The organism is Buttiauxella sp. AC142, assembly GCF_979253435.1.
On sequence record NZ_CEEDCH010000001.1, the window covers coordinates 3613037 to 3634255 of the forward strand.

19 protein-coding genes are annotated in these 21219 nt (G+C 49.7%); 7 read left to right on the forward strand and 12 right to left on the reverse strand.

All coding sequences use genetic code 11. The features are described from left to right. Position 1: 1 nt before the first annotated feature. Entirely contained in the window at positions 2-1168 is a 1167-nt protein-coding gene (locus tag AC0IWZ_RS16815) for an MFS transporter (protein WP_471678879.1), read from the reverse strand. 85 nt (positions 1169-1253) lie between these two features. Continuing rightward, positions 1254-1949 (reverse strand): aspartate/glutamate racemase, encoded by a 696-nt coding sequence (locus tag AC0IWZ_RS16820; protein WP_034498104.1) that lies wholly within the window; start codon positions 1947-1949, stop codon positions 1254-1256. A 165-nt stretch (positions 1950-2114) separates the two neighbouring features. On the opposite strand from AC0IWZ_RS16820, the gene AC0IWZ_RS16825 reads away from it, so the two are divergent. Next, a complete protein-coding gene (locus AC0IWZ_RS16825; protein WP_034498106.1) occupies positions 2115-2438 on the forward strand; it encodes a cupin domain-containing protein in 324 nt (107 codons plus the stop codon). Positions 2439-2496: 58 nt separating this feature from the next. Here the strand turns inward: AC0IWZ_RS16825 and wzz(fepE) are convergent, their stop codons facing one another. Then, entirely contained in the window at positions 2497-3612 is a 1116-nt protein-coding gene (gene wzz(fepE) / locus AC0IWZ_RS16830; protein ID WP_410373907.1) for an LPS O-antigen length regulator Wzz(fepE), read from the reverse strand. A 572-nt stretch (positions 3613-4184) separates the two neighbouring features. Here wzz(fepE) and AC0IWZ_RS16835 point away from each other — a divergent pair. The 5 genes from AC0IWZ_RS16835 to AC0IWZ_RS16855 all read left to right on the forward strand — a co-directional run bounded on the left by AC0IWZ_RS16835 (position 4185) and on the right by AC0IWZ_RS16855 (position 9643). Then, complete coding sequence (locus tag AC0IWZ_RS16835) at positions 4185-5075, forward strand: carbohydrate ABC transporter permease (protein WP_034498111.1); 891 nt, start codon at positions 4185-4187, stop codon at positions 5073-5075. Beyond that, on the forward strand, positions 5068-5982 hold the full coding sequence (locus AC0IWZ_RS16840) for a carbohydrate ABC transporter permease (protein ID WP_034498113.1): 915 nt from the start codon (positions 5068-5070) through the stop codon (positions 5980-5982). The genes AC0IWZ_RS16835 and AC0IWZ_RS16840 overlap by 8 nt, the downstream gene beginning before the upstream one ends. A 13-nt stretch (positions 5983-5995) precedes the next feature. After that, complete coding sequence (locus AC0IWZ_RS16845; RefSeq protein ID WP_471678878.1) at positions 5996-7123, forward strand: ABC transporter ATP-binding protein; 1128 nt, start codon at positions 5996-5998, stop codon at positions 7121-7123. A 15-nt stretch (positions 7124-7138) separates the two neighbouring features. Further along, a complete protein-coding gene (locus AC0IWZ_RS16850; protein ID WP_471678877.1) occupies positions 7139-8428 on the forward strand; it encodes an ABC transporter substrate-binding protein in 1290 nt (429 codons plus the stop codon). Positions 8429-8512: 84 nt separating this feature from the next. Next, a complete protein-coding gene (locus AC0IWZ_RS16855) occupies positions 8513-9643 on the forward strand; it encodes an oligogalacturonate lyase family protein (protein ID WP_034498118.1) in 1131 nt (376 codons plus the stop codon). A gap of 145 nt (positions 9644-9788) precedes the next feature. On the opposite strand, the gene kduD is transcribed toward AC0IWZ_RS16855, so the two are convergent. After that, the gene (gene kduD, locus AC0IWZ_RS16860; protein ID WP_034498120.1) at positions 9789-10550 is read right to left on the reverse strand and encodes a 2-dehydro-3-deoxy-D-gluconate 5-dehydrogenase KduD; all 762 of its coding nucleotides are present in this window, start codon (positions 10548-10550) and stop codon (positions 9789-9791) included. Positions 10551-10942: 392 nt separating this feature from the next. Between kduD and AC0IWZ_RS16865 the strand changes: the two genes are divergently transcribed. Next, the gene (locus AC0IWZ_RS16865; protein WP_034498122.1) at positions 10943-12118 is read left to right on the forward strand and encodes an oligogalacturonate lyase family protein; all 1176 of its coding nucleotides are present in this window, start codon (positions 10943-10945) and stop codon (positions 12116-12118) included. A 168-nt stretch (positions 12119-12286) separates the two neighbouring features. On the opposite strand, the gene AC0IWZ_RS16870 is transcribed toward AC0IWZ_RS16865, so the two are convergent. The 8 genes from AC0IWZ_RS16870 to AC0IWZ_RS16905 form a co-directional block, all read right to left on the reverse strand. Beyond that, positions 12287-12982 (reverse strand): oligogalacturonate-specific porin KdgM family protein, encoded by a 696-nt coding sequence (locus AC0IWZ_RS16870; protein WP_034498124.1) that lies wholly within the window; start codon positions 12980-12982, stop codon positions 12287-12289. A gap of 469 nt (positions 12983-13451) precedes the next feature. Continuing rightward, complete coding sequence (locus AC0IWZ_RS16875) at positions 13452-14633, reverse strand: acetyl-CoA C-acetyltransferase (RefSeq protein ID WP_034498126.1); 1182 nt, start codon at positions 14631-14633, stop codon at positions 13452-13454. 38 nt (positions 14634-14671) lie between these two features. After that, on the reverse strand, positions 14672-15682 hold the full coding sequence (locus AC0IWZ_RS16880; protein ID WP_471678875.1) for a sensor domain-containing diguanylate cyclase: 1011 nt from the start codon (positions 15680-15682) through the stop codon (positions 14672-14674). Between the two features lie 425 nt (positions 15683-16107). After that, positions 16108-16491: a hypothetical protein gene (locus AC0IWZ_RS16885; RefSeq protein ID WP_471678873.1), complete on the reverse strand. Its 384-nt coding sequence runs from the start codon at positions 16489-16491 to the stop codon at positions 16108-16110. Then, complete coding sequence (locus AC0IWZ_RS16890) at positions 16475-16996, reverse strand: chemotaxis protein CheW (protein ID WP_034498131.1); 522 nt, start codon at positions 16994-16996, stop codon at positions 16475-16477. Before AC0IWZ_RS16890 ends, AC0IWZ_RS16885 begins: the two co-directional genes overlap by 17 nt. Next, positions 16993-18681 carry a diguanylate cyclase gene (locus tag AC0IWZ_RS16895; protein WP_410374338.1) on the reverse strand — a complete coding sequence of 563 codons (1689 nt, stop codon included), beginning with the start codon at positions 18679-18681 and terminating at the stop codon, positions 16993-16995. Before AC0IWZ_RS16895 ends, AC0IWZ_RS16890 begins: the two co-directional genes overlap by 4 nt. Positions 18682-18692: 11 nt before the next feature. Then, positions 18693-19055, reverse strand: a complete 363-nt coding sequence (locus AC0IWZ_RS16900) for a response regulator (RefSeq protein ID WP_034498154.1) — start codon at positions 19053-19055, stop codon at positions 18693-18695. Between the two features lie 20 nt (positions 19056-19075). Beyond that, positions 19076-21211: a hybrid sensor histidine kinase/response regulator gene (locus AC0IWZ_RS16905; RefSeq protein WP_471678872.1), complete on the reverse strand. Its 2136-nt coding sequence runs from the start codon at positions 21209-21211 to the stop codon at positions 19076-19078. Positions 21212-21219: the final 8 nt, after the last annotated feature.

Sequence of the window (21219 nt, forward strand, 5' to 3'; positions counted from 1 at the left end):
TTTAGTGTTCTGCCGCCGGATGCTGATGCCCGGTGCCATTGCTGAAGTTAATCAAGCAGATAGCCAGGCCAATCGCCGCAAGCCCTGCCGCCGCGACAGGAACCGCCGTCAGCCCAAAACCGTGCGCAATAACAGAGCCGCCAACCCAGGCACCTAATGCGTTGCCAACGTTAAATGCGGCAATATTGAGTGTCGAAACTAAATTCGGTGCATCTTTGCCGTGCAAAACCACGTTGATTTGCAGCGCAGGAACCGTCGCAAATGCCGCCATCGCCCAGAGAAACAGCGTAATTTCAGCCAGCCACAGGCCGTGGCTGGTCCAGCGGAACAGCAGTGAGAAAATAGCAATCAGGCTGAAACTCAGGATCAAACTGAAAGAAACTTTCCAGTCTGCCAGGCGCCCGCCCAAAATATTCCCCACCGTCAGACCCGCACCTATCAGGAAAAGCGTCCAGCTTACGCCTTGATGAGTCACGCCCGTCACCTGCAAAAGCATTGGCGCAATGTAACTAAACAGAGCAAACATCGCGGCGGCAAAAAAGACCGTCATTGCCAGTGAAAGCCACAGTTTGCCGTTCGCCAGCGCGCTGACTTCGCGTTTCAGGTTTGGCGGAGTTTCCTCCTTTTGCGATGGCAAACTGACAATCAGCGCAATAAACGCCACCACGCCAATGATGGCCACGCCCCAGAACGTCGAGCGCCAGCCGTACAATTGCCCAAACCAGGTGCCAATCGGCACGCCCAACACGTTGGCTAACGTCAGGCCTGTGAACATCAGTGCCACTGCCGAGGCTTTGCGATTAGGTGCCACCAGGCTTGCTGCCACAACTGCGCCGATGCCGAAGAAAGCGCCGTGGCAAAGGGCGGTAATAATGCGAGCGAGCATCAGTAAATGATAATTCAGCGCCAGCGCACACAGAATGTTACCGACGATGAAAATCACCATCAGCAAGATGAGTGAGAGTTTGCGCGGTAATTTTGCCGTGAGCAGCGCCATGATCGGTGCGCCAATTGCCACGCCAAGCGCATAGCCACTAATCAGCCATCCCGCCGCAGGAATAGAAATCGACAGATCCCCCGCTACGTCGGGCAACAGGCCCATAATGACGAACTCCGTCGTGCCGATGGCAAACGCACTCATCGCCAGCGCGAGTAAGGAAACAGGCATGGGATTGACTCCAGATTGCAGAAATAACAAAAGGCGGGAGAGTGAACTCAGCCGCCAGTTACTTGAAATATGAACTAAAAAAATATTACTCAGCCAACATGAAATTGACTGCATCAGCGGCGTGAATAGCCGCGGTATCGAATACCGGGAGCGGGCAATCTTGTTGATTAAGCAACAAGCCAATTTCAGTGCAACCGAAAATCACGCCCTGCGCGCCCTGTTCCTGAAGTTGGGTAATAACTTGCTGATAATACTGCTTCGACTCGGCGGTGATTTTGCCCAGGCACAGCTCTTCAAAAATTATCTGGTTAATACGCAAACGCTGCGGTTCATCAGGGATTAAGGATTCGATACCAAACTCAGCCGTCAGGCGACCCCGGTAGAAATCCTGCTCCATGGTGTATTTCGTGCCGAGTAGCGCAACCCGATTCACGCCTTGTGCCGTAATGGCACGGCCCGTCGCATCTGCGATATGTAAAAACGGCAGCGCACACTGTGATTCAATATGATGCGCCACCTTGTGCATGGTGTTGGTACACAGCACGATGCCTTCAGCACCCGCTTTTTGCAGGCCCAGTGCCGCTTGCGCCAGCATATCCCCCGCCCGATCCCATTCACCACTGGCCTGGCAGGCTTCGATTTCATGAAAATCAACGCTGTGCAGCACGATCTTTGCGGAGTGTAAGCCCCCTAAACGGTTTTTAACCCCTTCATTAATCAGACGATAATAAGGGATAGTCGATTCCCAACTCATCCCTCCCAGCAAGCCAATTGTTTTCATCACGTTTCACCTGTTCGTATTTATTCCATTGGTTATATCAGAGAGACGACAAAACGTGAAAGCGTGATCGGCCTTACAAAACACGGGGGTGAACTATCGCAATTGAACTTTTCAGGATACGATTATTTAAATGAAACAATGTTTCACATAACTAAGGATCAAGAAATGTTCACCTTTATTAAAGATACTCAACTGGAAGATTTAGGTGCGGGCGTGAGCCGCCGTATTCTGGCGCATGACGGTAAAATGATGGCGGTACAGGTTAATTTTGAAAAAGGCGCTATCGGCCCGATGCACAACCACCCGCATGAACAGCTAACTTATGTGCTGTCAGGTGAATTTGAATTCACCATTGGCGAAGAAACTCATCGCGTTACCGCAGGCGACACACTGTATAAAGAACCGCATGTGATGCACGGCTGCGTTTGCCTGGAAGCGGGTACTCTGCTTGATACCTTCACCCCAATGCGCGAAGATTTTCTGAAGTAACGGACAAACAAAAACGGCTTCTTTTCAGGAAGCCGTTTTTGTGAAGCGAAATACGCGATTAGATTTCTTCAATATGCATACGTGATGCCAAAGCCCCACGCACCAAAACCAAACCAGATGCAACAATCACCCCCACCAATCCCGCCAGTATAATAATGAGTGCTTTACCCGGGCCGTCTTTTTTGAGTGGATATGATGGCTGCATTTGCAATTGATAAGGCGTGAAATCAACATTGCCAAGATTAATGGATTCTAATTGGCTCAGTGCATGCTCACGGTTTTGTAGTGATGCATTCATCTGCGCAACATCTTTAATCGACTGCTCAATCTTCAACTTCTCGGTCAGCCCTTTAGAACCAAGGGAAACAGAGTAATCAGGATCATCTTTTACTGCCTGACCGTTGCTGTATACCGGTTTTTCCAGACCCGCAGCGTTCGCCACCTGCAATGAGTATCCCAGGCGCTCCAGGTTAACGTTATGTTGGTTTTGGAGGTTAACACGGTCGAGTGCCAGCTTATTTTTTTCAAATGCAACTTTGAGTTCGATTGCATTTTTCACATTGGTAATAACGTCTTTATTCACTTCAGCAGAAACAAAATCAATATAACTTTTCAGCAATTGCTGGGCATCATCTGCGTCAGGCGCGGTAAAGCTGAGAGTCCATGAAGTGTAGGGAAGATTTTCGCTTTTTTTAGGGTCACTGTTGTCGAGCGCCTTAAATTTTGCTGAAACATTGACGATCGCACGGTACAAGTCGCTCTTATCTACATTTGGGTTTTTCAGCAGAGTCTGTACATAAGGAGATTGAGCAAGGAATTTTTCGCGCACTTCCTGAGAATCAAATTTCTTTAAAAATTTATTATAGAGGCGACTAGCATCAAGATTGGTTTCGACACCAAGCACTGTCAAATCAACCACCGCACGGCGTAATTCAATAATATTGCTATTTTCAGGTGGCGTGATAACCGCCTCGCTGGTCCATTTTTGTGGAAGCAGGAAACTGGCGGCCAATCCGCACAATGCGAACAGAAGCGTAATCGTGACTATCTGCTTTTTCGCGGCGTAAAGAGTCGATAATAGGCTCAATAAGTCTATCTCTTCATGCTGTGGTGCCACGAGTGGATAAGATGACGTATTTTCTAAAAGATTGGATTTCATTTCTATGGAAGACATAACTAGCCAGTTTTTAAAATATTAAGAAAAAGACCCGCTTTCGATACTCACACCAGTGAGTGCATTACCTACGTCATATTTTTGGTAAGCAAGTAAGATTTAAACGGCGAGAAAGTAGGTATTTCTGTTCCTTATTCGTGTCATTGTCGGGGCGAATACCCACAGCAGACAACAACCCGACTAATACGTAACATTCAGATAACAAAGAAACAAATTCACACCCAAATATGAAGCCCTTCTTTGAAGCGCCATTATTAACAAGAATTGTCTGAAAGACAACCACCAACTCTTGCAGTTTTTAAATTCGCAAAAATCGTGTTCTCTTTTACCGTTCCGCTGCAAAACCTCGTTCCCTTCACATATTCAAAACAGTGTTTCGACTTTGATCACATTTCCTTCATGAATCGAATGACTCAGTTACAAATCGTAATAAGATTATTTAAAACGCTGTTTTACAAATCAGGAACCACGGTTCGGATGTTTATGAAATCTATAAAACGATATGGATGATGAGCAACTGTAACGGTGATTTAATATTTTAATATCAATCAATTACCAGGGAATGAATATGTATGAATGAAAACAGAATGCTGGGATTGGCATGGATTTCACCCTACATAATAGGGTTGTTAGTCTTTACTGCCTTCCCGTTTGTTTCATCTTTCTTCCTCAGTTTTACTGAGTACGATTTGATGAACCCGCCGGTATTTAACGGTATCGAGAACTATCGCTACATGTTGACCGAAGATTCGCTCTTCTGGAAATCCATGGGTGTGACTTTTGCGTATGTGTTTTTAACCATTCCGTTAAAACTCGCATTCGCACTCGGCATCGCATTTGTTCTGAACTTTAAACTGCGCGGCATCGGTTTCTTCCGTACTGCGTATTACATTCCGTCAATTCTGGGTAGTTCTGTCGCCATCGCAGTTTTGTGGCGCGCACTGTTTGCCATCGACGGCCTGCTGAACAGCTTTATAGGTGTGTTCGGTCTGGACCCGGTGAACTGGCTGGGTGAACCTTCGTTGGCGCTGATGTCCGTTACGCTGCTGCGTGTCTGGCAGTTCGGTTCTGCGATGGTTATCTTCCTGGCGGCACTGCAAAACGTTCCGCAATCACAGTATGAAGCCGCGATGATCGACGGTGCGTCTAAATGGCAGATGTTCATGAAAGTGACCGTGCCTTTGATTACGCCAGTCATCTTCTTCAACTTCATCATGCAGACCACGCAGGCGTTCCAGGAGTTTACCGCACCGTACATCATCACCGGTGGCGGCCCGACTCACTACACCTACTTGTTCTCGCTCTACATCTACGACACAGCGTTCAAATACTTCGATATGGGTTATGGCGCAGCACTGGCGTGGGTACTGTTCCTGGTCGTGGCGGTCTTTGCCTCCATCGCCTTTAAGTCATCGAAATACTGGGTGTTCTACTCCGCAGATAAGGGAGGCAAAAATGGCTGATATCCAACCAAGCCAGCTAGCGGCTAAAAATGCGACGGACCTTGCAGAAGAAGAGATCGCGCAGACTTTGCGCCGTGAAAAAATCAGCCGCACCATCCGTTATATCGTGCTGATTATTGTCGGTCTGTTGATGCTCTACCCGTTAGTGTGGATGTTCTCTGCGGCGTTTAAACCGAACCATGAGATCTTCACCACGCTCGGTCTGTGGCCGTCAAACCCAACCAGCGACGGCTTCGTCAACGGCTGGAAAACCGGTACTGAGTACACCTTTGGCCACTACATGTGGAACACCATGCAGTATGTGATTCCCAAAGTGCTGCTGACCATTATCTCTTCAACGATTGTCGCTTACGGCTTCGCCCGTTTTGATATCCCGTTTAAGAAGTTTTGGTTTGCAACGTTGATTACCACCATGCTGCTGCCAAGCACCGTGCTGTTAATCCCGCAATACCTGATGTTCCGTGAAATGGGCATGTTGAATAGCTATCTGCCGCTGTGGCTGCCAATGGCATTCGCAACCCAGGGATTCTTTGTCTTCATGTTGATCCAGTTCCTGCGTGGCGTGCCACGTGATATGGAAGAAGCCGCGCAAATTGACGGCTGTAACTCCTTCCAGGTGCTGTGGTATGTGGTAGTGCCGATTCTGAAACCGGCCATTATCTCTGTCGCCCTGTTCCAGTTCATGTGGTCAATGAACGACTTTATCGGGCCGCTGATTTATGTGTACAGCGTAGACAAATACCCAATTGCACTGGCGCTCAAAATGTCTATCGACGTGACTGAAGGCGCTCCATGGAACGAAATTCTGGCAATGGCGAGCATCTCCATTCTGCCATCGATCATCATCTTCTTCCTGGCTCAACGCTACTTCGTACAAGGCGTAACCAGCAGCGGAATTAAAGGTTAAGTGAGGGAATATCATGGCTGAAGTTATTTTCAACAAATTGCAAAAAGTTTACTCCAACGGCTTCCAGGCGGTTCATGGTATCGACCTGAAAATTGAAGACGGTGAGTTTATGGTTATCGTCGGCCCATCTGGCTGCGCGAAATCAACCACCCTGCGTATGCTGGCGGGTCTTGAAACCATCAGCGGCGGTGAAGTCAGAATCGGCGACCGCGTGGTGAACAACCTGGCTCCTAAATCTCGTGGGATTGCGATGGTGTTCCAGAACTACGCGCTCTATCCACACATGACGGTGCGCGAAAACCTGGCGTTCGGCCTGAAACTGAGCAAGCTGCCAAAACAGCAAATCGAGTCCCAGGTGAATGAAGCAGCGAAAATCCTTGAGCTGGATGAGCTGATGGACCGCCTGCCGCGTCAGCTTTCTGGTGGCCAGGCACAACGTGTGGCCGTTGGCCGTGCGATTGTGAAAAAACCGGATGTGTTCTTGTTTGACGAACCGTTATCCAACCTTGATGCCAAGCTGCGTGCGTCGATGCGTATTCGTATCTCCGACCTGCACAAACAGCTCAAGAAGAGCGGCAAACCCGCGACCACCGTTTACGTTACCCACGATCAGACCGAAGCGATGACCATGGGCGACCGTATCTGCGTGATGAAACTGGGCCACATCATGCAGGTGGATACACCAGATAATCTTTATCACTACCCGAAAAACATGTTCGTGGCAGGCTTTATCGGTGCGCCAGAAATGAACATTCGCCCGAGCAAACTGATCGAGAAAGATGGCCGTCTGCAAATTAGCGTCGGCAACGATACGCTGGCATTGAACGAGCGCCAGCAATCGCGCTGTGCGGAGTACAAAGATCAGGACATTTTCTTCGGCATCCGTCCTGAGTTTATTTCAATCTCTGATGAACCGTTCGCTGAAAGCCATTCAAGCGGTGAAATGGTGCGTGTAGAGAATATGGGCCACGAATTCTTCATCTACCTGAAAGTAGCTGATTTTGAAATGACCTGCCGCATCCCTTCCGATGAAGCTAAGCCAATGATTGAGAAAGGCCTTCACCGCAAGGTGTATTTCAAGTTTGACATGGAAAAATGTCATATTTTCGACGCTAAAACAGAACAAAACATCTCACTCTGACAGGAGTCTATGATAATGAAAAAAGTGCTGTTAAGTACCCTGATTGCCTCTACCTTAGCAATGGCTGCCGGCTCTGCATTCGCGGCAGATGATGTTGATTTACGTATGTCCTGGTGGGGCGGTAATGGCCGTCATCAGGTCACACTGAAAGCGGTTGAAGAGTTCCAGAAGCAACATCCGAACATTAAAGTGAAATCGGAATACACCGGTTGGGACGGCCACCTTTCGCGTCTGACTACACAGATTGCTGGCGGTACCGAGCCTGACGTCATGCAAACGAACTGGAACTGGCTGCCCATTTTCTCTAAAACCGGCACCGGCTTCTACGACCTGAATACCGTGAAGGGCGATTTGGATCTGGCGCAATTTGATCCGAAAGAACTGCAATCCACCACGGTTGACGGCAAGCTGAACGGGATCCCAATTTCCGTGACCGCGCGCGTGTTCTATTTCAACGACGAAACCTGGAAAAAGGCCGGCATCTCATACCCTAAAACCTGGGAAGAGTTGATGGCTGCGGGCAAAACTTTTGAAAGCAAACTGGGCAAACAGTACTTCCCGGTGGTGTTAGAACACCAGGATACGCTTTCTCTGCTGCGCTCTTACATGGTCCAGAAATACAACATTCCTGAAATCGACACGGCGAAAAAGCAGTTTGGCTACAGCAAAGAACAGTGGGTCGAGTTCTTTGGCATGTACAAAAAACTCATTGATAGCCACGTGATGCCTGACACCAAATACTATGCGTCATTTGGTAAGAGCAACATGTACGAAATGAAGCCGTGGATTGAAGGCGAATGGGCGGGGACTTACATGTGGAACTCCACCATTAACAAGTATTCCGACAACCTGAAACCACCAGCAAAACTTGAGCTGGGTTCTTACCCAATGTTGCCAGGTGCAACTGATGCCGGTCTGTTCTTCAAACCTGCGCAGATGTTCTCAATCAGCAAAACGACTAAGCATCCAAAAGAAGCCGCGATGCTGATCAACTTCTTGCTGAACGAAAAAGCAGGCGTGGAAGCGCTGGGTCTGGAGCGTGGTGTTCCATTGAGCAAAGCAGCTGTTACACAGCTGACGGCTGATGGCGTGATCAAAGATAACGACCCGGCGGTTGCAGGCCTGAAACTGGCACAATCGCTGCCAAACAAACTCTCTACATCGCCATACTTTGACGATCCGCAGATTGTTTCCCTGTTCGGGACTTCTTTGCAGTACATCGACTATGGCCAGAAAACCGTAGAAGAAACGGCTGCTGAATTTGAACGCCAGGGTAATCGTATTCTGAAACGCGCAATGCGCTAATTATTCAGCCTAAGTATTGAAATTCATGCCCTGCCCGTTTCATCGCGTGGCGGGGCATTTTTTTAGATTCTCAGGAGAATCGTTATGGCTAAGGGTAAGAAAATTCAACTTTCCTTCCGCGCCCGACGCGACAAGGAAACCGGTACGGAAGTGCTTCGTTTAACGCCCCCGCACATCATTTGTCACCGCAATTATTTCTATCAAAAATGTTTTAGTCACGACGGGCAGCGGCTGATTTTCGGCGGCGCGTTCGAAGGGCACTGGAATTATTATGCGCTGGATTTAGAAAAACAAATTGCCACGCAGCTAACGGAAGGCGAAGGCGACAACACCTTCGGCGGATTTTTGTCGGCTGACGACCGGTCACTGTGGTATGTGAAAAACACCCGCGAACTACGCCGCGTCGATCTGGAGTCGCTCGAAGAATACGTCGTGTATGAAGTCGATGACGAATGGGTGGCTTACGGCACCTGGGTGGCGAATTCTGATTGCAGCCAACTGGTGGGGATTGAAATCAAAAAGAGCGACTGGTCACCGCTCACCACCTGGCAAAAATTCCGTGATTTCTATTTCACGAATCCGGAATGCCGTTTGATTCGTATTGATTTAAACAGCGGCGAGCAGCAAGTCATTCTGCAAGAAAAACGCTGGCTGGGCCATCCGATTTACCGTCCGTTCGACGACGAAACCGTCGCGTTTTGTCATGAAGGTCCGCGCGATGCTATTGATGCCCGCATGTGGCTGATTAACCAGGATGGCAGCAATCTGCGCAAAGTTCGCCAGCATCAGGAAGGTGAGAGTTTTACTCATGAATTCTGGGTACCGGACGGGTCTGCTCTCTATTACGTCGCGCATAAAGAAGGCGACGCGCACCGCTATTTGTGCAGCGCCGACCCGCAAACGCTGGAGAATCGTCAACTGCGTACCATTCCGCCATGCTCACATTTAATGAGCAACCACGACGGCTCGCTGGTTGTCGGAGACGGCGCACCGCATAAAACGGGAAATATCGATCTTAACGATCCCTTCATTTGGGTGTTCGATCTTAAGAAAGGAACGCAGAAAGCGGTTTGTAGCCACAACACCTCCTGGAAAGTGTTGGATGGCGACCGTCAGGTGACGCATCCACATCCGTCGTTTAGCCCGGATAACCAATGGGTGCTCTACACCTCCGACGAAGAAGGCATGCCTGCGTTGTATTTAGCGAGGGTATAGATATAAAAAAACCTCCTGAAAATCAGGAGGTTTCTACTTCGCTTGCGTTTGTCGGGGGCGCTACGCTTGCCCGACCTACCGAAAGGATTGGATTTTGTAGGGTGGATAAGCGCCAGCGCCATCCACCGTTTACATCAATCCTAAATTAACGCGCTAACCAGCCGCCATCAACCGCAACGGTGTAACCGTTGATGTAATCAGAAGCGGTTGATGCCAGGAACACGATTGGACCTTTCAGATCTTCTGGCAGACCCCAACGACCCGCTGGGATACGCTCAAGGATTGCCGCGCTACGCTCTTCGTCAGCACGCAGTTGCTGAGTATTGTTGGTCGCCATATAACCCGGGGCGATAGCATTCACGTTGATACCGTGTTGCGCCCACTCGTTCGCCAGCAGACGGGTCACGCCCATCACCGCGCTCTTAGATGCGGTGTAAGAAGGAACGCGGATACCGCCCTGGTAAGAAAGCATAGAAGCGATGTTGATGATTTTGCCGCCTTTGCCCTGAGCAATGAACTGGCGAGCCACAGCCTGAGACATAAAGAACACGCTCTTGATGTTCAGGTTCATCACGTCGTCCCAGTCTTTTTCGCTGAAGTTGATCGCGTCTTCGCGACGAATAAGACCCGCATTGTTCACCAGGATGTCGATTTGGCCGAACTCAGCAACCGCACGCTCCAGCAGCGACGGAATACCATCAATCTGACGCAGGTCAGCAGTCAGGCTCAGGAAGCGACGGCCCATCGCGGTCACGCGCTCGATGGTTTCAGTTGGCTCAACAATGTTGATACCCACGATGTCACAGCCCGCTTCTGCCAGACCGATAGCCATACCCTGGCCCAGGCCAGTATCACAACCTGTCACAACAGCAACTTTACCTTCCAGGGAGAACGAATCCAAAATCATGTAGGTTTCCTTTTTTATACGGGCTTGCTGTTAGCGCAAGCATCTCGGGGAAAATTTGTCTGCGCTAACTGCGCCATTCATAAAATCACTTACGGTAAAAACAGTGTTCCGTAATCTTTGATGGAGTAATACTAATCTTGTTGAAACCTCTTTTCAATTATAAATGAAACGATGTTTCAACTTTTGAGAGATAGTTTTCAAATTTGATATTCCGATCACGGTTACCCGCCATTTTCCCCTCCTGATCCATCAGTCTGATAAAAGTATTGTGAATGTTGTCACCGTTTAGTGAATGCAATCACACATATTGAAACAATGTTTTGATAAATTAACACCAGAAGTTCGAACACAAATTTTCGGCAGATATGAATTGCCATTTAAAGGAGAGCATCATGGCTAAAGGTATGCGGGTTAAACTGGTTTATGAAGTGAGCCAGGACCCAGACACAGGCGTCGAAGTCACCCGCTTAACGCCACCGGAAGTAACGTGTCATCGTAATTACTTCTATCAAAAATGCTTTACTCAGGATGGCAGTAAACTCCTGTTTGCTGGCGAATTTGACGGCAACTGGAACTACTATTTGCTGGATATCGCAGCCGCCGAAGCGGTGCAACTGACTGAAGGAATGGGCGACAACACCTTTGGTGGCTTCCTCTCTCCGGATGACAAATCCCTCTATTATGTGAAGAACGAGCGCACGCTACTGGAAGTCAATCTTGAAACATTGGTTGAACGCGAAGTGTATCGCGTACCGGAAGATTGGGTGGGTTACGGCACCTGGGTGGCAAACAGCGATTGCACCAAATTAGTCGGTATCGAAATTTCCAAAGACGATTGGGTTCCGTTGAACGACTGGAAAATCTTCCATGACTTCTTCCACAAAGGCCCAAATTGCCGCTTACTGCGCGTTGATTTGCAAACCGGCGAAAGCGCCGTTATTCATCAGGAAAAAAACTGGCTCGGTCACCCGATTTATCGCCCGTTCGATGACAACACTGTCGCGTTCTGCCACGAAGGCCCGCATGATTTGGTCGATGCGCGGATGTGGATGGTCAACGAAGACGGCAGCAACGTGCGTAAAGTTAAAGAACACGCAGAAGGCGAAAGCTGCACCCATGAATTCTGGGTACCAAACGGCTCATCGCTGATGTACGTTTCTTATCTGAAAGGCCAGCAAGGCCGCACTATTTATAGCTACAACCCGGACAACGGAATTAACGAAGAAGTGATGCAGATGCCTGCATGTTCTCATTTGATGAGCAACTTTGACGGCACGCTACTGGTAGGCGATGGCTCAGGTACGCCGGTCGATGTTAAAGATACCAGCGGTTATACCATTGATAACGATCCTTATTTGTATGCATTCGACGTGGCGAAGAAAGCTTATTTCCGCGTTGCCCGTCACGATACTTCCTGGGCGACATTTGCTAATAGCCGCCAGGTGACGCATCCGCATCCTTCCTTTACACCAGACGACAGCGCAATATTGTTTAGCTCAGATAAAGACGGTAAACCGGCACTGTATATTGCAAAAATGCCTGCGAACCCAGAATTAATTCCCGCCTGATAGAAATATAGTGTGTCCTGTGTAGGCCTTGCCCTCTCATAAAGAGAGGGCTTTTTTTATATTATTTGTACTTCAATTAACACCCAACATAATTAAGATATAAAAAAGCCCCCGCAAAGGCGGAGGCTGTTTGAAAGGGTATTAATGAATGAAGTTATTAATGCACTATTAGAAGCTGTATGCCACACCGACACGTAAACGGGTCTGGCGATCGTCACGGTCATTCACACCGACGTTGCCGACTTCACCATATGGAGCCCAATTTTTATCCAGTTTGTAAGCTAACTTCACATTATATTCTTGAGAATAAGGTTTGTTATTATTACGTGCGTTACCTTCTTCACTACGCGCATAAACGTAGTTCAGCTCTGTACGCCAGTCACCCATCACAAAACCAGCCCACGCATCACCACGGTTCACTTTATCATCTTCTTTATTCGCGCTTGCCGGGTAACGGGTGTAGTCATAACGGTAGCGGACTGCGACATAGAAACCATTGTCGAAGCTATATTGTGCGCGCAAGTTTGGCTTATAAATAGTACGACTGTCGTTACTTTCAATATTAAAACCTGGTGTTAACGAGAAGTTTTTATTGGCTTTCCATTGCCAGCTAATCGCTTCTTCATGTCCATTACCGATGAAATCAGCAAATGGCTGATCGGTATTATCACCGCCTGATTTCCATTTCGCTTCAACAGAGAAACCAAAACCATTTGCAAAACGATGCGAAACTGAGACGCGGTCAGCGTTGGTTTTATCCGTCTTACCACCGTCAATGTATTCATGGCGTAAGTCGACGGTTACAGCCTGTGCTGCAAAAGAAGCACCAATCAACATTGCCAGACCCAGAGTTTTCTTCAACATGTTTCTAATCCCTCATTGAAATATCGTTTCATTATTATGAAACTGGATTTTATTTTTAAATGAACAATATTTTAGTGATCGGGATCGTAAATGTTTATGTCAAAATACACACATGGCAATATTCGTGACGACTATCAACAAAACAAACATCAAAGCCTGACATTTGACGACAGGCATCACATTAAAAGTGCCAAAAACACTTTTAAAAAAGCATTTCAACGATGTTTAAGTTTATTTACACAGCAATACAACCAGACTTAAATAAAATTAAATCGCCGGATTTCTTAATAATAAAATTAAGAAATGAATAAAAATATGTGACGCAGTTAAATAAAAATGGGTGAGAGTGTGATCTATATACAAGAAAAAAGCCTTCCGCTGGGAAGGCTTTAATTTACGCTGGTTAGTTTTGTCGGATGACGCTGCGCGTATCCAACCTACGCTTGCGCTTTAAGAATGATGGGTACTGTTAATCTCGTTCAATTGCCAGGGCAACACCCTGCCCGCCGCCAATACACAACGTCGCCAGTCCTTTTTTGGCGTCTCGCTTGATCATTTCATGCACCAGAGACACCAGGATTCGGCAGCCCGACGCACCGATTGGGTGCCCCAGGGCTAGCGCACCACCGTTAACATTCACTTTGCGCTCGTCCCATTCCAGCATTTTACCTACTGAAAGCGCCTGAGCCGCAAAGGCTTCGTTGGCTTCAATAAGATCAAGCTCTTCCAGCGTCCAGCCTGCTCGCTCAAGGCAACGCTGAGTCGCCGTCACTGGCGCAATCCCCATATAGGCGGGATCCACTCCAACGCTGGCGAAAGCCCGAATGCGTGCCAGAACCGGTAAATTCAGCTCTTCGGCTTTACTGGCACTCATCATTAACACCGCTGCGGCGCCGTCATTAATTGAAGAGGCATTTCCTGCTGTCACGCTTCCCTGAATATCGAAGGTTGGTCGTAATTGCGCCAGGGCTTCGGCACTGGCATCGGTACGTGGCTGTTCGTCAGTATCAACAATCACCAGTTTTCCGCTATTCGACTCAAACGCCACCGGGACGATTTCATCTTTAAAACGCCCGGCATCAATTGCCGCCCGCGCTTTGTGTTGTGATGCCAACGCGTAAGCATCCTGGCTTTCACGGCTAATACCGTATTCGCGAGCGAGGTTTTCAGCGGTGACGCCCATGTGGTAATCATTGAACGCGTCCCACAAGCCATCGTGAACCAGGCTGTCGATGAGTTGGGAATTGCCTAACCCCGCGCCGTTTCGGCTATCGGCCAAAACATGTGGCGCTCGGCTCATGTTTTCCTGCCCGCCCGCTATCACTACATCCGCCTCACCACATTGAATGGCCTGCGTCGCAAGATGCAGCGCTTTCAGGCCAGATCCGCACACGTCATTGATGGTGATGGCGGAAACAGACCAGGGTAAACCGCTGTTCAGTGCGGTCTGTCGCGCCGGATTTTGCCCGGCGCCTGCCGTCAAAACCTGCCCAAGAATAACTTCATCGACTTCCTGCTCGCTCACACCGCTGCGTTCAAGCAAGGCTTTCACTACTGCACTTCCCAGCTCCGAGGCGCTGCGCGGGGAAAGCGCCCCCTGAAAGCAGCCGATGGGCGTGCGTGCCGCTCCCACGATGACGACATCTTTCATTGTTTTCTCCGCAACGTTTGACTGCTAACCAGGAATGTTTAAAAGCCCCGACGATGCGCCTTTTCGACATACATCGCCGTATCGGCTTCACGCAAAGCCGTATCTTGGTCAGTCTCAGCCGGATTGACCGCGACGACACCGATACTCGGGCCTGCATAATTAATCACACTGGAATGTAGCTGAAACTCGCCGGTCAGCAAGTTCGAGAGGCGAATTTTGAATGCCTGCGCAGCATGTTGTGCTTCGTCAGTATTTGACGGCCCAAATCCCGCCACGATAAATTCATCACCGCCGACGCGTCCGATGATCTCGTCAGGGCGCGTTCCCTTTTGCAAACGCTGGCCTATCTCACACAAGAAGTCGTCCCCAGCTTCATGGCCATGGATATCGTTAATCTCTTTAAAATCATCCAGATCAGCAAATGCCAGCAGCACAAATCGGGCGTCGTCGCGGGCCTGTGAAAAGAGTTTGGGTAACTGTTCAAACACCGCGCGGCGGTTGGGCAAACCGGTCAGCTCATCCGTGTAACTGGCGGTCGTGAGCGCGGCATTGGCCTGCTGTAACTGCTGCAAAAGCTGTTCATTCTGAATCTGTTGCGCAATCAGCTGCGCAAAGAGTTGCAACACTTGCTCACTGCGGTCAGTCAAAATACGATGCTCAGAACTGGCCGCGCACAGCGTGCCATATAAAGATCCATCCGCGAGCGTCACCGGGGTGCTGACATACGTCGTGATCCCCAATGCTTTCGCCGCCTGCGAATCCCCCCAGACTTTTGCCACATCGCTGGTATAACGCTTGCCTTCATCCAATGCACGCTTGCAAAGCGTATCGCCCCACGGCACTGAAAGGCCTTCAGGAATCTGCATCTGGCGGGTATTTCGGGCAAAAAGAATGTGCTGAAAACTGCCATCCGGTTCAATACGAGTCAGGTAAGTGGACTCCATATTGGTCACCAATTCGAGCATCTCAAGCAACTGTCGGACAAGTCCTTCAAGCGTATATTCAGATTCTAACGCGGTGGAAATGCGCTCGATAAGATTGTCAGACATTTTTCGTTAACCCAGGGAGGCGATCTTAGATGTGCACTTTTAACATATTTTGGATGTGAGTTCCGCTGCCATTTATGGCATTTGAGGGGGCAACTATGGCGGTATGGTGATATTCCGTTCACCCGAAAGTTCTCAGATCCTATATAGATCAATGAACGGTGAACGACTTAGGGTGGCCACCGTCGCCACCCTAAGAACCCGGACTCCCGGCAAATCAATCGCCGCAAGCGGTAAACACCGTTTTTCACCCAACATTCGCGAACAACCCTGAACGTTGGGGGTAAGCTGGGGTTTACCGCGCAGCGGCAATTTAATCACCGGGCGATGGGGTCGCCAGGGGGATGTCGTTATCCACCTGGCACGTTCACCGTTCGCAGATTTATGTGGGATCGAATAACGTACAGGTGGACGGAAAACAACAAGACTTATAGATTCCCCAGGGACGCTCCCACAGGCCAACTCAATAACCCACTAAATCCCTCATCCCACACCAAAGCCCTGAGCGCCGGTAGCTGGCAGCACGGCTTTAATAATTCCGGCAAAGGATAAATATCTCCCGGCGATAACTGCACATTCTCCAGTTTCCCCCACAAATACCACCCCTGCTCCACATTGCTTGCTGGAACAATCAGATGCAGATGCATCCCTTCTTCGGGTTCGTCAGGCAACCCTAACCATTGGCTTAAGCGCGGAATGTCTTCGGCTTCATAAACAACCAATGAACAGCGCTGCACCTGAGTAGCAGGAATATAGAAGCGCTGGTTTCCCAGCGTGATGCGCACCGCCGCAAGACTAAGCCCTTGAGTCATAGCCGCTGGTTTCCAGGTAACGTGCGAAGACTAAATCCAGATCCAGTAACGCAAAATATTCGGAACCGACAGGCACAATGCCGACCACGATTTTCTGCATAGTGGCCGATAAGTTGTCCGCTGCCGGGTGAATCTGGCTCTCGGCAACTTCCAGCACATCAATTAACTTATCGACCAGAATACCGCTTTGCATTTTCTGGCCACGGCCAATCAGAATGGTGCGTTTACCCGCGTCCGTTGCAGGTGTGTCGAGCAGCTGATTAATATTAATCACAGATTCAACGCGTCCCCGGTAATTAATCACCCCTTCCAGAGAAGGCGGGCAACCAGGCACCCACGAAACCGGGCGTTCTGCCATAATTTCTTTGATTTGCGAGCCGTAAAACGCGAATTTCTTCTCCGCCAGTTTGAATAACACCAGGCTGCATTGCGGTTCATCAACGTTGGTGATTTCGCGGTTTTCGTCTTGATAGTGACTTAAAATGTGTTCCAGCTGCTCGCTCATGCGACGTCCTTATCATTGGCGAGGCAATAGCGATTGCGCCCATGCTGCTTCGCGCAATACAGAGCCTGGTCGGCACGCTCACGGATACTTTCTATTTTGTCGCCCGGCTGCCAGGAGGCAATGCCTGCGCTGAAGGTGTTGCTAAAGCGGGTCTGGTTCACCGAGAAGTGTATTTTTTCAAAGCCCTGACGCAGTCTTTCAACAACTGCCGCCGCTTGCTCTTTGGTGGTCGCAGGCATAATTATCGCGAACTCTTCCCCGCCGTAACGCCCGACAATATCCGTGCTGCGTAAGCGATGAGAAAACAGCTGCGAAATTCCCAAAATAACCTGATCGCCCGCCACGTGGCCGTAAGTGTCATTGATATTTTTGAAGTGATCCAAATCGACCATCACCAGGCTAAAGGGAATACCGCTGTAATTAGACTCGGTAATGGCGCTTTCAAGATAATGCGTGGTGGTCGAGTGGTTATACAGCCCGGTCAGGCTGTCCTGCGACATACGCGCCCGCAGGGTACGCATTCTTTCCGCACGAATCGACACCGCATTTATCAACTCCTGCGGGTCGGCCTGCTTGATAATAAAATCTTCAGCGCCAGTGCTCATCGCCCCGAACTGAGTCGTTTTATTGGTTTCGCTCGACAAATACGCAATCGGCAAACCGATATGCTGCGGGATTTGACGGATAAGTTTCGTCAACTCTTCGCCGCTGTAATCCGGCATGTGGAAATCCATCAGCACGATATCAATCGGATGGGTGTTCAGCACGTTCAGCAAATGAGGAATTTGTGTCAGAACATGCACTTCCATGCCAGCCATGCGCAGCATTTCAGCGTTGTATTGCGCGACTTCCGGCTCGTCATCAATCAACAAAACCTGATACGGCTTTTTCAGCGAAGGCTGCGTTAATCGATGCAGTTCCTGGACTAAATCGGTGGTGGAGGCGGGCTTAACATAATAGCCGTCGCACCCGGCTTTAATGGCATTGATGCGGGCATGGAAATGGCTGTGGCAGGAAAGATAAAGCACCGGGAACGGCGTGCCGACTTTCTTTTTTAAATCTGACATCGCCAGCGGGCCACCGTAGGCGTGTTCCGGGAAACTTACATCCATAATCACCACCGAAGGCGGCTGTGAGATAACGGCCTTGGTGAAATCAGCGGTGTTGGTAAACACATAACAAATAAAGCCAAAGCAGCGCAGTTGCGTCGCCAGCAGCTCGGCCTGTTCGCTTTCATCGTCACACAGGTAAACCGGCTTAATGGTGCGGTTAATCGCCACTTCGTCCTGGCTTGAAGCGGCTATCGGGAATTTCACAAGTGAATCCCCGCCGCGCCGTGCGCTTTCCGCCTGCTCTTCGGTTAAGGCGTAGAGCTGCTGAACCAGCTCTTTTAGCTTGTGGTAAAGCGAGTCGGGAAGCGTATTGCTCACCAACATATGCTCACCTTCCGCCGCAAGACTGGCTATTTTGGTGAAGCCAAACGAAGCGCTGGTGCCGTGGATGCTGTGCAGTAAAAGGTGTAATTGTTTATTGTCCGCATCCACAGGTGCAGCCGTCAACTTCGCCAGCAGAGCGTCCGCTTGTTTCAGCATTTCGGGAATGCGCTGCAAAAATCGCTGGCGTAAACGAGCGATTTTATCCTGCGCGGTGTTCATCGTATTTTGCGTCAATTGTTGATTCATCATGATTTTTTAATTTATTGAGCAGCTACGTCTGGGTTGAGAATTTCATTCACTACGGCCACTAATCTTTCTGCCATATTCTCGTCTTTCTTCACCCAGCAATCAGGGATGATAGTAATGTCGGTCATCTCGCTGGCGCTGAGTAAAATGAACGGTTTTTTCCAGCCGTTGGCACGCAGCATCTCTAACAAGTCCAGGCCGGTAATATCCGGCATATGGAAATCGCTTATGATCAGACTGATTTCGCTGTCTGAGTCCAGATTGGCTAACGCCGTCATCGCACTTTCGGCAATAATCACTTCATAACCGCTCATTTCCAGAAATACCGAAGCCAACTCCGCCGAAAACAAATCGTCATCTACTAATAAAACACGCATTTTTTTCTCACTTAGCGCCGTCAGCACAACAGCATCTTTAATGTTTCTATAAGACTATCTTGCTCAAAATCACCCTTGGCGATGTAAGCATCCGCGCCGACCTGAATGCCCCGGCGGCGGTCTTCTTCTTTTGCCCTGGAGGTGACGATAATTATCGGAATATGTTGATAATTTTCTTCAGCGCGAAGTGCTTTAGTCAGTGAGAATCCATCCATTACTGGCATTTCGACATCCGTCAGAACGGCGTCAAATTGCGTTAAGCGCGCTTTTTGTAAACCTGAGAATCCATCTTCAGCGAGCGTGACTTGATAACCGTGCGCTTCCAGCACGTTTTTCTCAATTTCACGGGTGTTCAGGGAGTCATCGACGATCAATACATGCCAGGAGTTTTGTCGTACTTCTGGTTTACGCGCAGCCGCCCTTGGCTGCCCCTGCTTTTGCGCCATTTCCATCAGCACCGGCACCTGCAAAACACTCACCAGTTGGTTATCCGCGGTGAGCACCATGCCGGAGACGAGAGCCTGGTGCTGCATATGTTTCGGCAGGGGTTTTATCATCATGTTGCGTTCGTCGAGCAGGTTATCCACCAGCATCGCCATCTTGCCGAACTGATTCTGAATAATGATCAGCAGCAAACTGGTCGCCACGGGCGTAGGGGTCTGGCTGCCGTGTCGGTCATTAATACGCAGGATCTCGGCGGCGGAAATCACCGGAATAAACTCGTTATGCAGAATGATGGCCGGGCGGTCAGCAATATCGCGAATCTCTTCGCGAGAACATTTCACCACTTCGACCACATATTGCGCCGCAAGGCCAAACAGGTGGTTTTGCTGTTCAAACTGCAAAATGCGCATCATCGCCAGTGAAATCGGCAGCCTGATAATAAAGGTGGTGCCCTGGCCTGGGCGGCTGTGAACCTGAAGCGTGCCTTGCAAATCGGTGACAATAGTTTTACGAACGATATCCAGCCCTACGCCGCGTCCCGAAAGCTCCGTGACAATTTTGCTGGTCGAAAAACCGGGGTGGAAAATCAGCTCGTTACATTCCAGCTCTGAAAGCTGGTCAACCACATCGGCGCTCACCAGGCCGCGAGCAACCGCCTTGGCACGAATCGCCGGGTAATCCAGGCCGCGCCCGTCATCTTCGACGCGCAACAAAATACCGCGTCCGTCTTGCTGCGTGGTCAATGTGATAGTGCCGCGCGCCGATTTCCCGGCAGCCAGCCGCTCTGGCGCTTCGCAAAGCCCGTGATCGACTGCGTTGCGCAGCAGATGCGTTAACGGCTCAGAAAGTCGGTCAATTAACTGCCGGTCAATTTCTACTTCGCCGCCCAGAATCCGGCAGTCCACCTGCTTATTGAGCGAAGCCGCAAGTTCGCGAACCTGCTGTGAAACAGGCTCGAACAGCATGGAAACCGGGAGCATGCGAATCGTGGTGGCGACGTCATACAGTTCGTACATCTGGAGATGCTGAACCTGGAAATCTTCTTTTAGCTGGCGGCTAAATTGCAGGATTTCCTGGCGGAGTTGGTCGGCATCCATATGTGCCAGGCGCGGCCCAATGTTCGACAGGCTTTGAACCTGCTGCTCCAGGCGGTCATGGCTGGCAACCACTTCGCCGAGAATATTAATCAGGTCATCGAGCTTTTCGAGTTTGACGCGCACCGAACCGGCTTGTTTGAGTCCGCTTTCTGCGATATCGAGCGCCACAACGGGTTTTTCCGCCGGTACGACTTTTGCCTGCACCGGTTCGTCGCCCATTTCGCCACGGCTGGCACGCGCCAGACGCTCGCATAATTGTGCGTCCGCCGGGGGCAAGTTGTTAGTGCCTTCGCTGGCGGTCAACTGGTCGAGTTGCCTGGAGATGTCATCCGTGGCCTGCAGAATCAGCGTGCCGAGGTTTTGGTCGGGTTCGAGTTTCTTATCGCGCAGCTCGCTTAAGATCTCTTCAAGCTGATGGGTGACATCGGCTATGCTTTGCAGTTTCAGCATACACGCGCCCCCTTTCAGGGTATGGGCTGCACGGAACATCTCACCGATTTGTGCATCAACATTTTCACCCGATGAGAGCGAAAACGCCCCTTCTTTCACGGTCTGCAAATGGCCGTTTGCTTCATCGATAAAGCGCAGCACAAATTTTTTAAGATCGATTGCCATACGGTTCT

Coding starts and splice junctions, on each gene's coding strand:
- AC0IWZ_RS16815 (WP_471678879.1), bottom strand. CDS start 1,168: ATGCCTGTTTCCTTACTCGCGCTGGCGATGAGTGCGTTTGCCATCGGC.
- AC0IWZ_RS16820 (WP_034498104.1), bottom strand. CDS start 1,949: ATGAAAACAATTGGCTTGCTGGGAGGGATGAGTTGGGAATCGACTATC.
- AC0IWZ_RS16825 (WP_034498106.1), top strand. CDS start 2,115: ATGTTCACCTTTATTAAAGATACTCAACTGGAAGATTTAGGTGCGGGC.
- AC0IWZ_RS16835 (WP_034498111.1), top strand. CDS start 4,185: ATGAATGAAAACAGAATGCTGGGATTGGCATGGATTTCACCCTACATA.
- AC0IWZ_RS16840 (WP_034498113.1), top strand. CDS start 5,068: ATGGCTGATATCCAACCAAGCCAGCTAGCGGCTAAAAATGCGACGGAC.
- AC0IWZ_RS16845 (WP_471678878.1), top strand. CDS start 5,996: ATGGCTGAAGTTATTTTCAACAAATTGCAAAAAGTTTACTCCAACGGC.
- AC0IWZ_RS16850 (WP_471678877.1), top strand. CDS start 7,139: ATGAAAAAAGTGCTGTTAAGTACCCTGATTGCCTCTACCTTAGCAATG.
- AC0IWZ_RS16855 (WP_034498118.1), top strand. CDS start 8,513: ATGGCTAAGGGTAAGAAAATTCAACTTTCCTTCCGCGCCCGACGCGAC.
- kduD (WP_034498120.1), bottom strand. CDS start 10,550: ATGATTTTGGATTCGTTCTCCCTGGAAGGTAAAGTTGCTGTTGTGACA.
- AC0IWZ_RS16865 (WP_034498122.1), top strand. CDS start 10,943: ATGGCTAAAGGTATGCGGGTTAAACTGGTTTATGAAGTGAGCCAGGAC.
- AC0IWZ_RS16870 (WP_034498124.1), bottom strand. CDS start 12,982: ATGTTGAAGAAAACTCTGGGTCTGGCAATGTTGATTGGTGCTTCTTTT.
- AC0IWZ_RS16875 (WP_034498126.1), bottom strand. CDS start 14,633: ATGAAAGATGTCGTCATCGTGGGAGCGGCACGCACGCCCATCGGCTGC.
- AC0IWZ_RS16880 (WP_471678875.1), bottom strand. CDS start 15,682: ATGTCTGACAATCTTATCGAGCGCATTTCCACCGCGTTAGAATCTGAA.
- AC0IWZ_RS16885 (WP_471678873.1), bottom strand. CDS start 16,491: ATGACTCAAGGGCTTAGTCTTGCGGCGGTGCGCATCACGCTGGGAAAC.
- AC0IWZ_RS16890 (WP_034498131.1), bottom strand. CDS start 16,996: ATGAGCGAGCAGCTGGAACACATTTTAAGTCACTATCAAGACGAAAAC.
- AC0IWZ_RS16895 (WP_410374338.1), bottom strand. CDS start 18,681: ATGATGAATCAACAATTGACGCAAAATACGATGAACACCGCGCAGGAT.
- AC0IWZ_RS16900 (WP_034498154.1), bottom strand. CDS start 19,055: ATGCGTGTTTTATTAGTAGATGACGATTTGTTTTCGGCGGAGTTGGCT.
- AC0IWZ_RS16905 (WP_471678872.1), bottom strand. CDS start 21,211: ATGGCAATCGATCTTAAAAAATTTGTGCTGCGCTTTATCGATGAAGCA.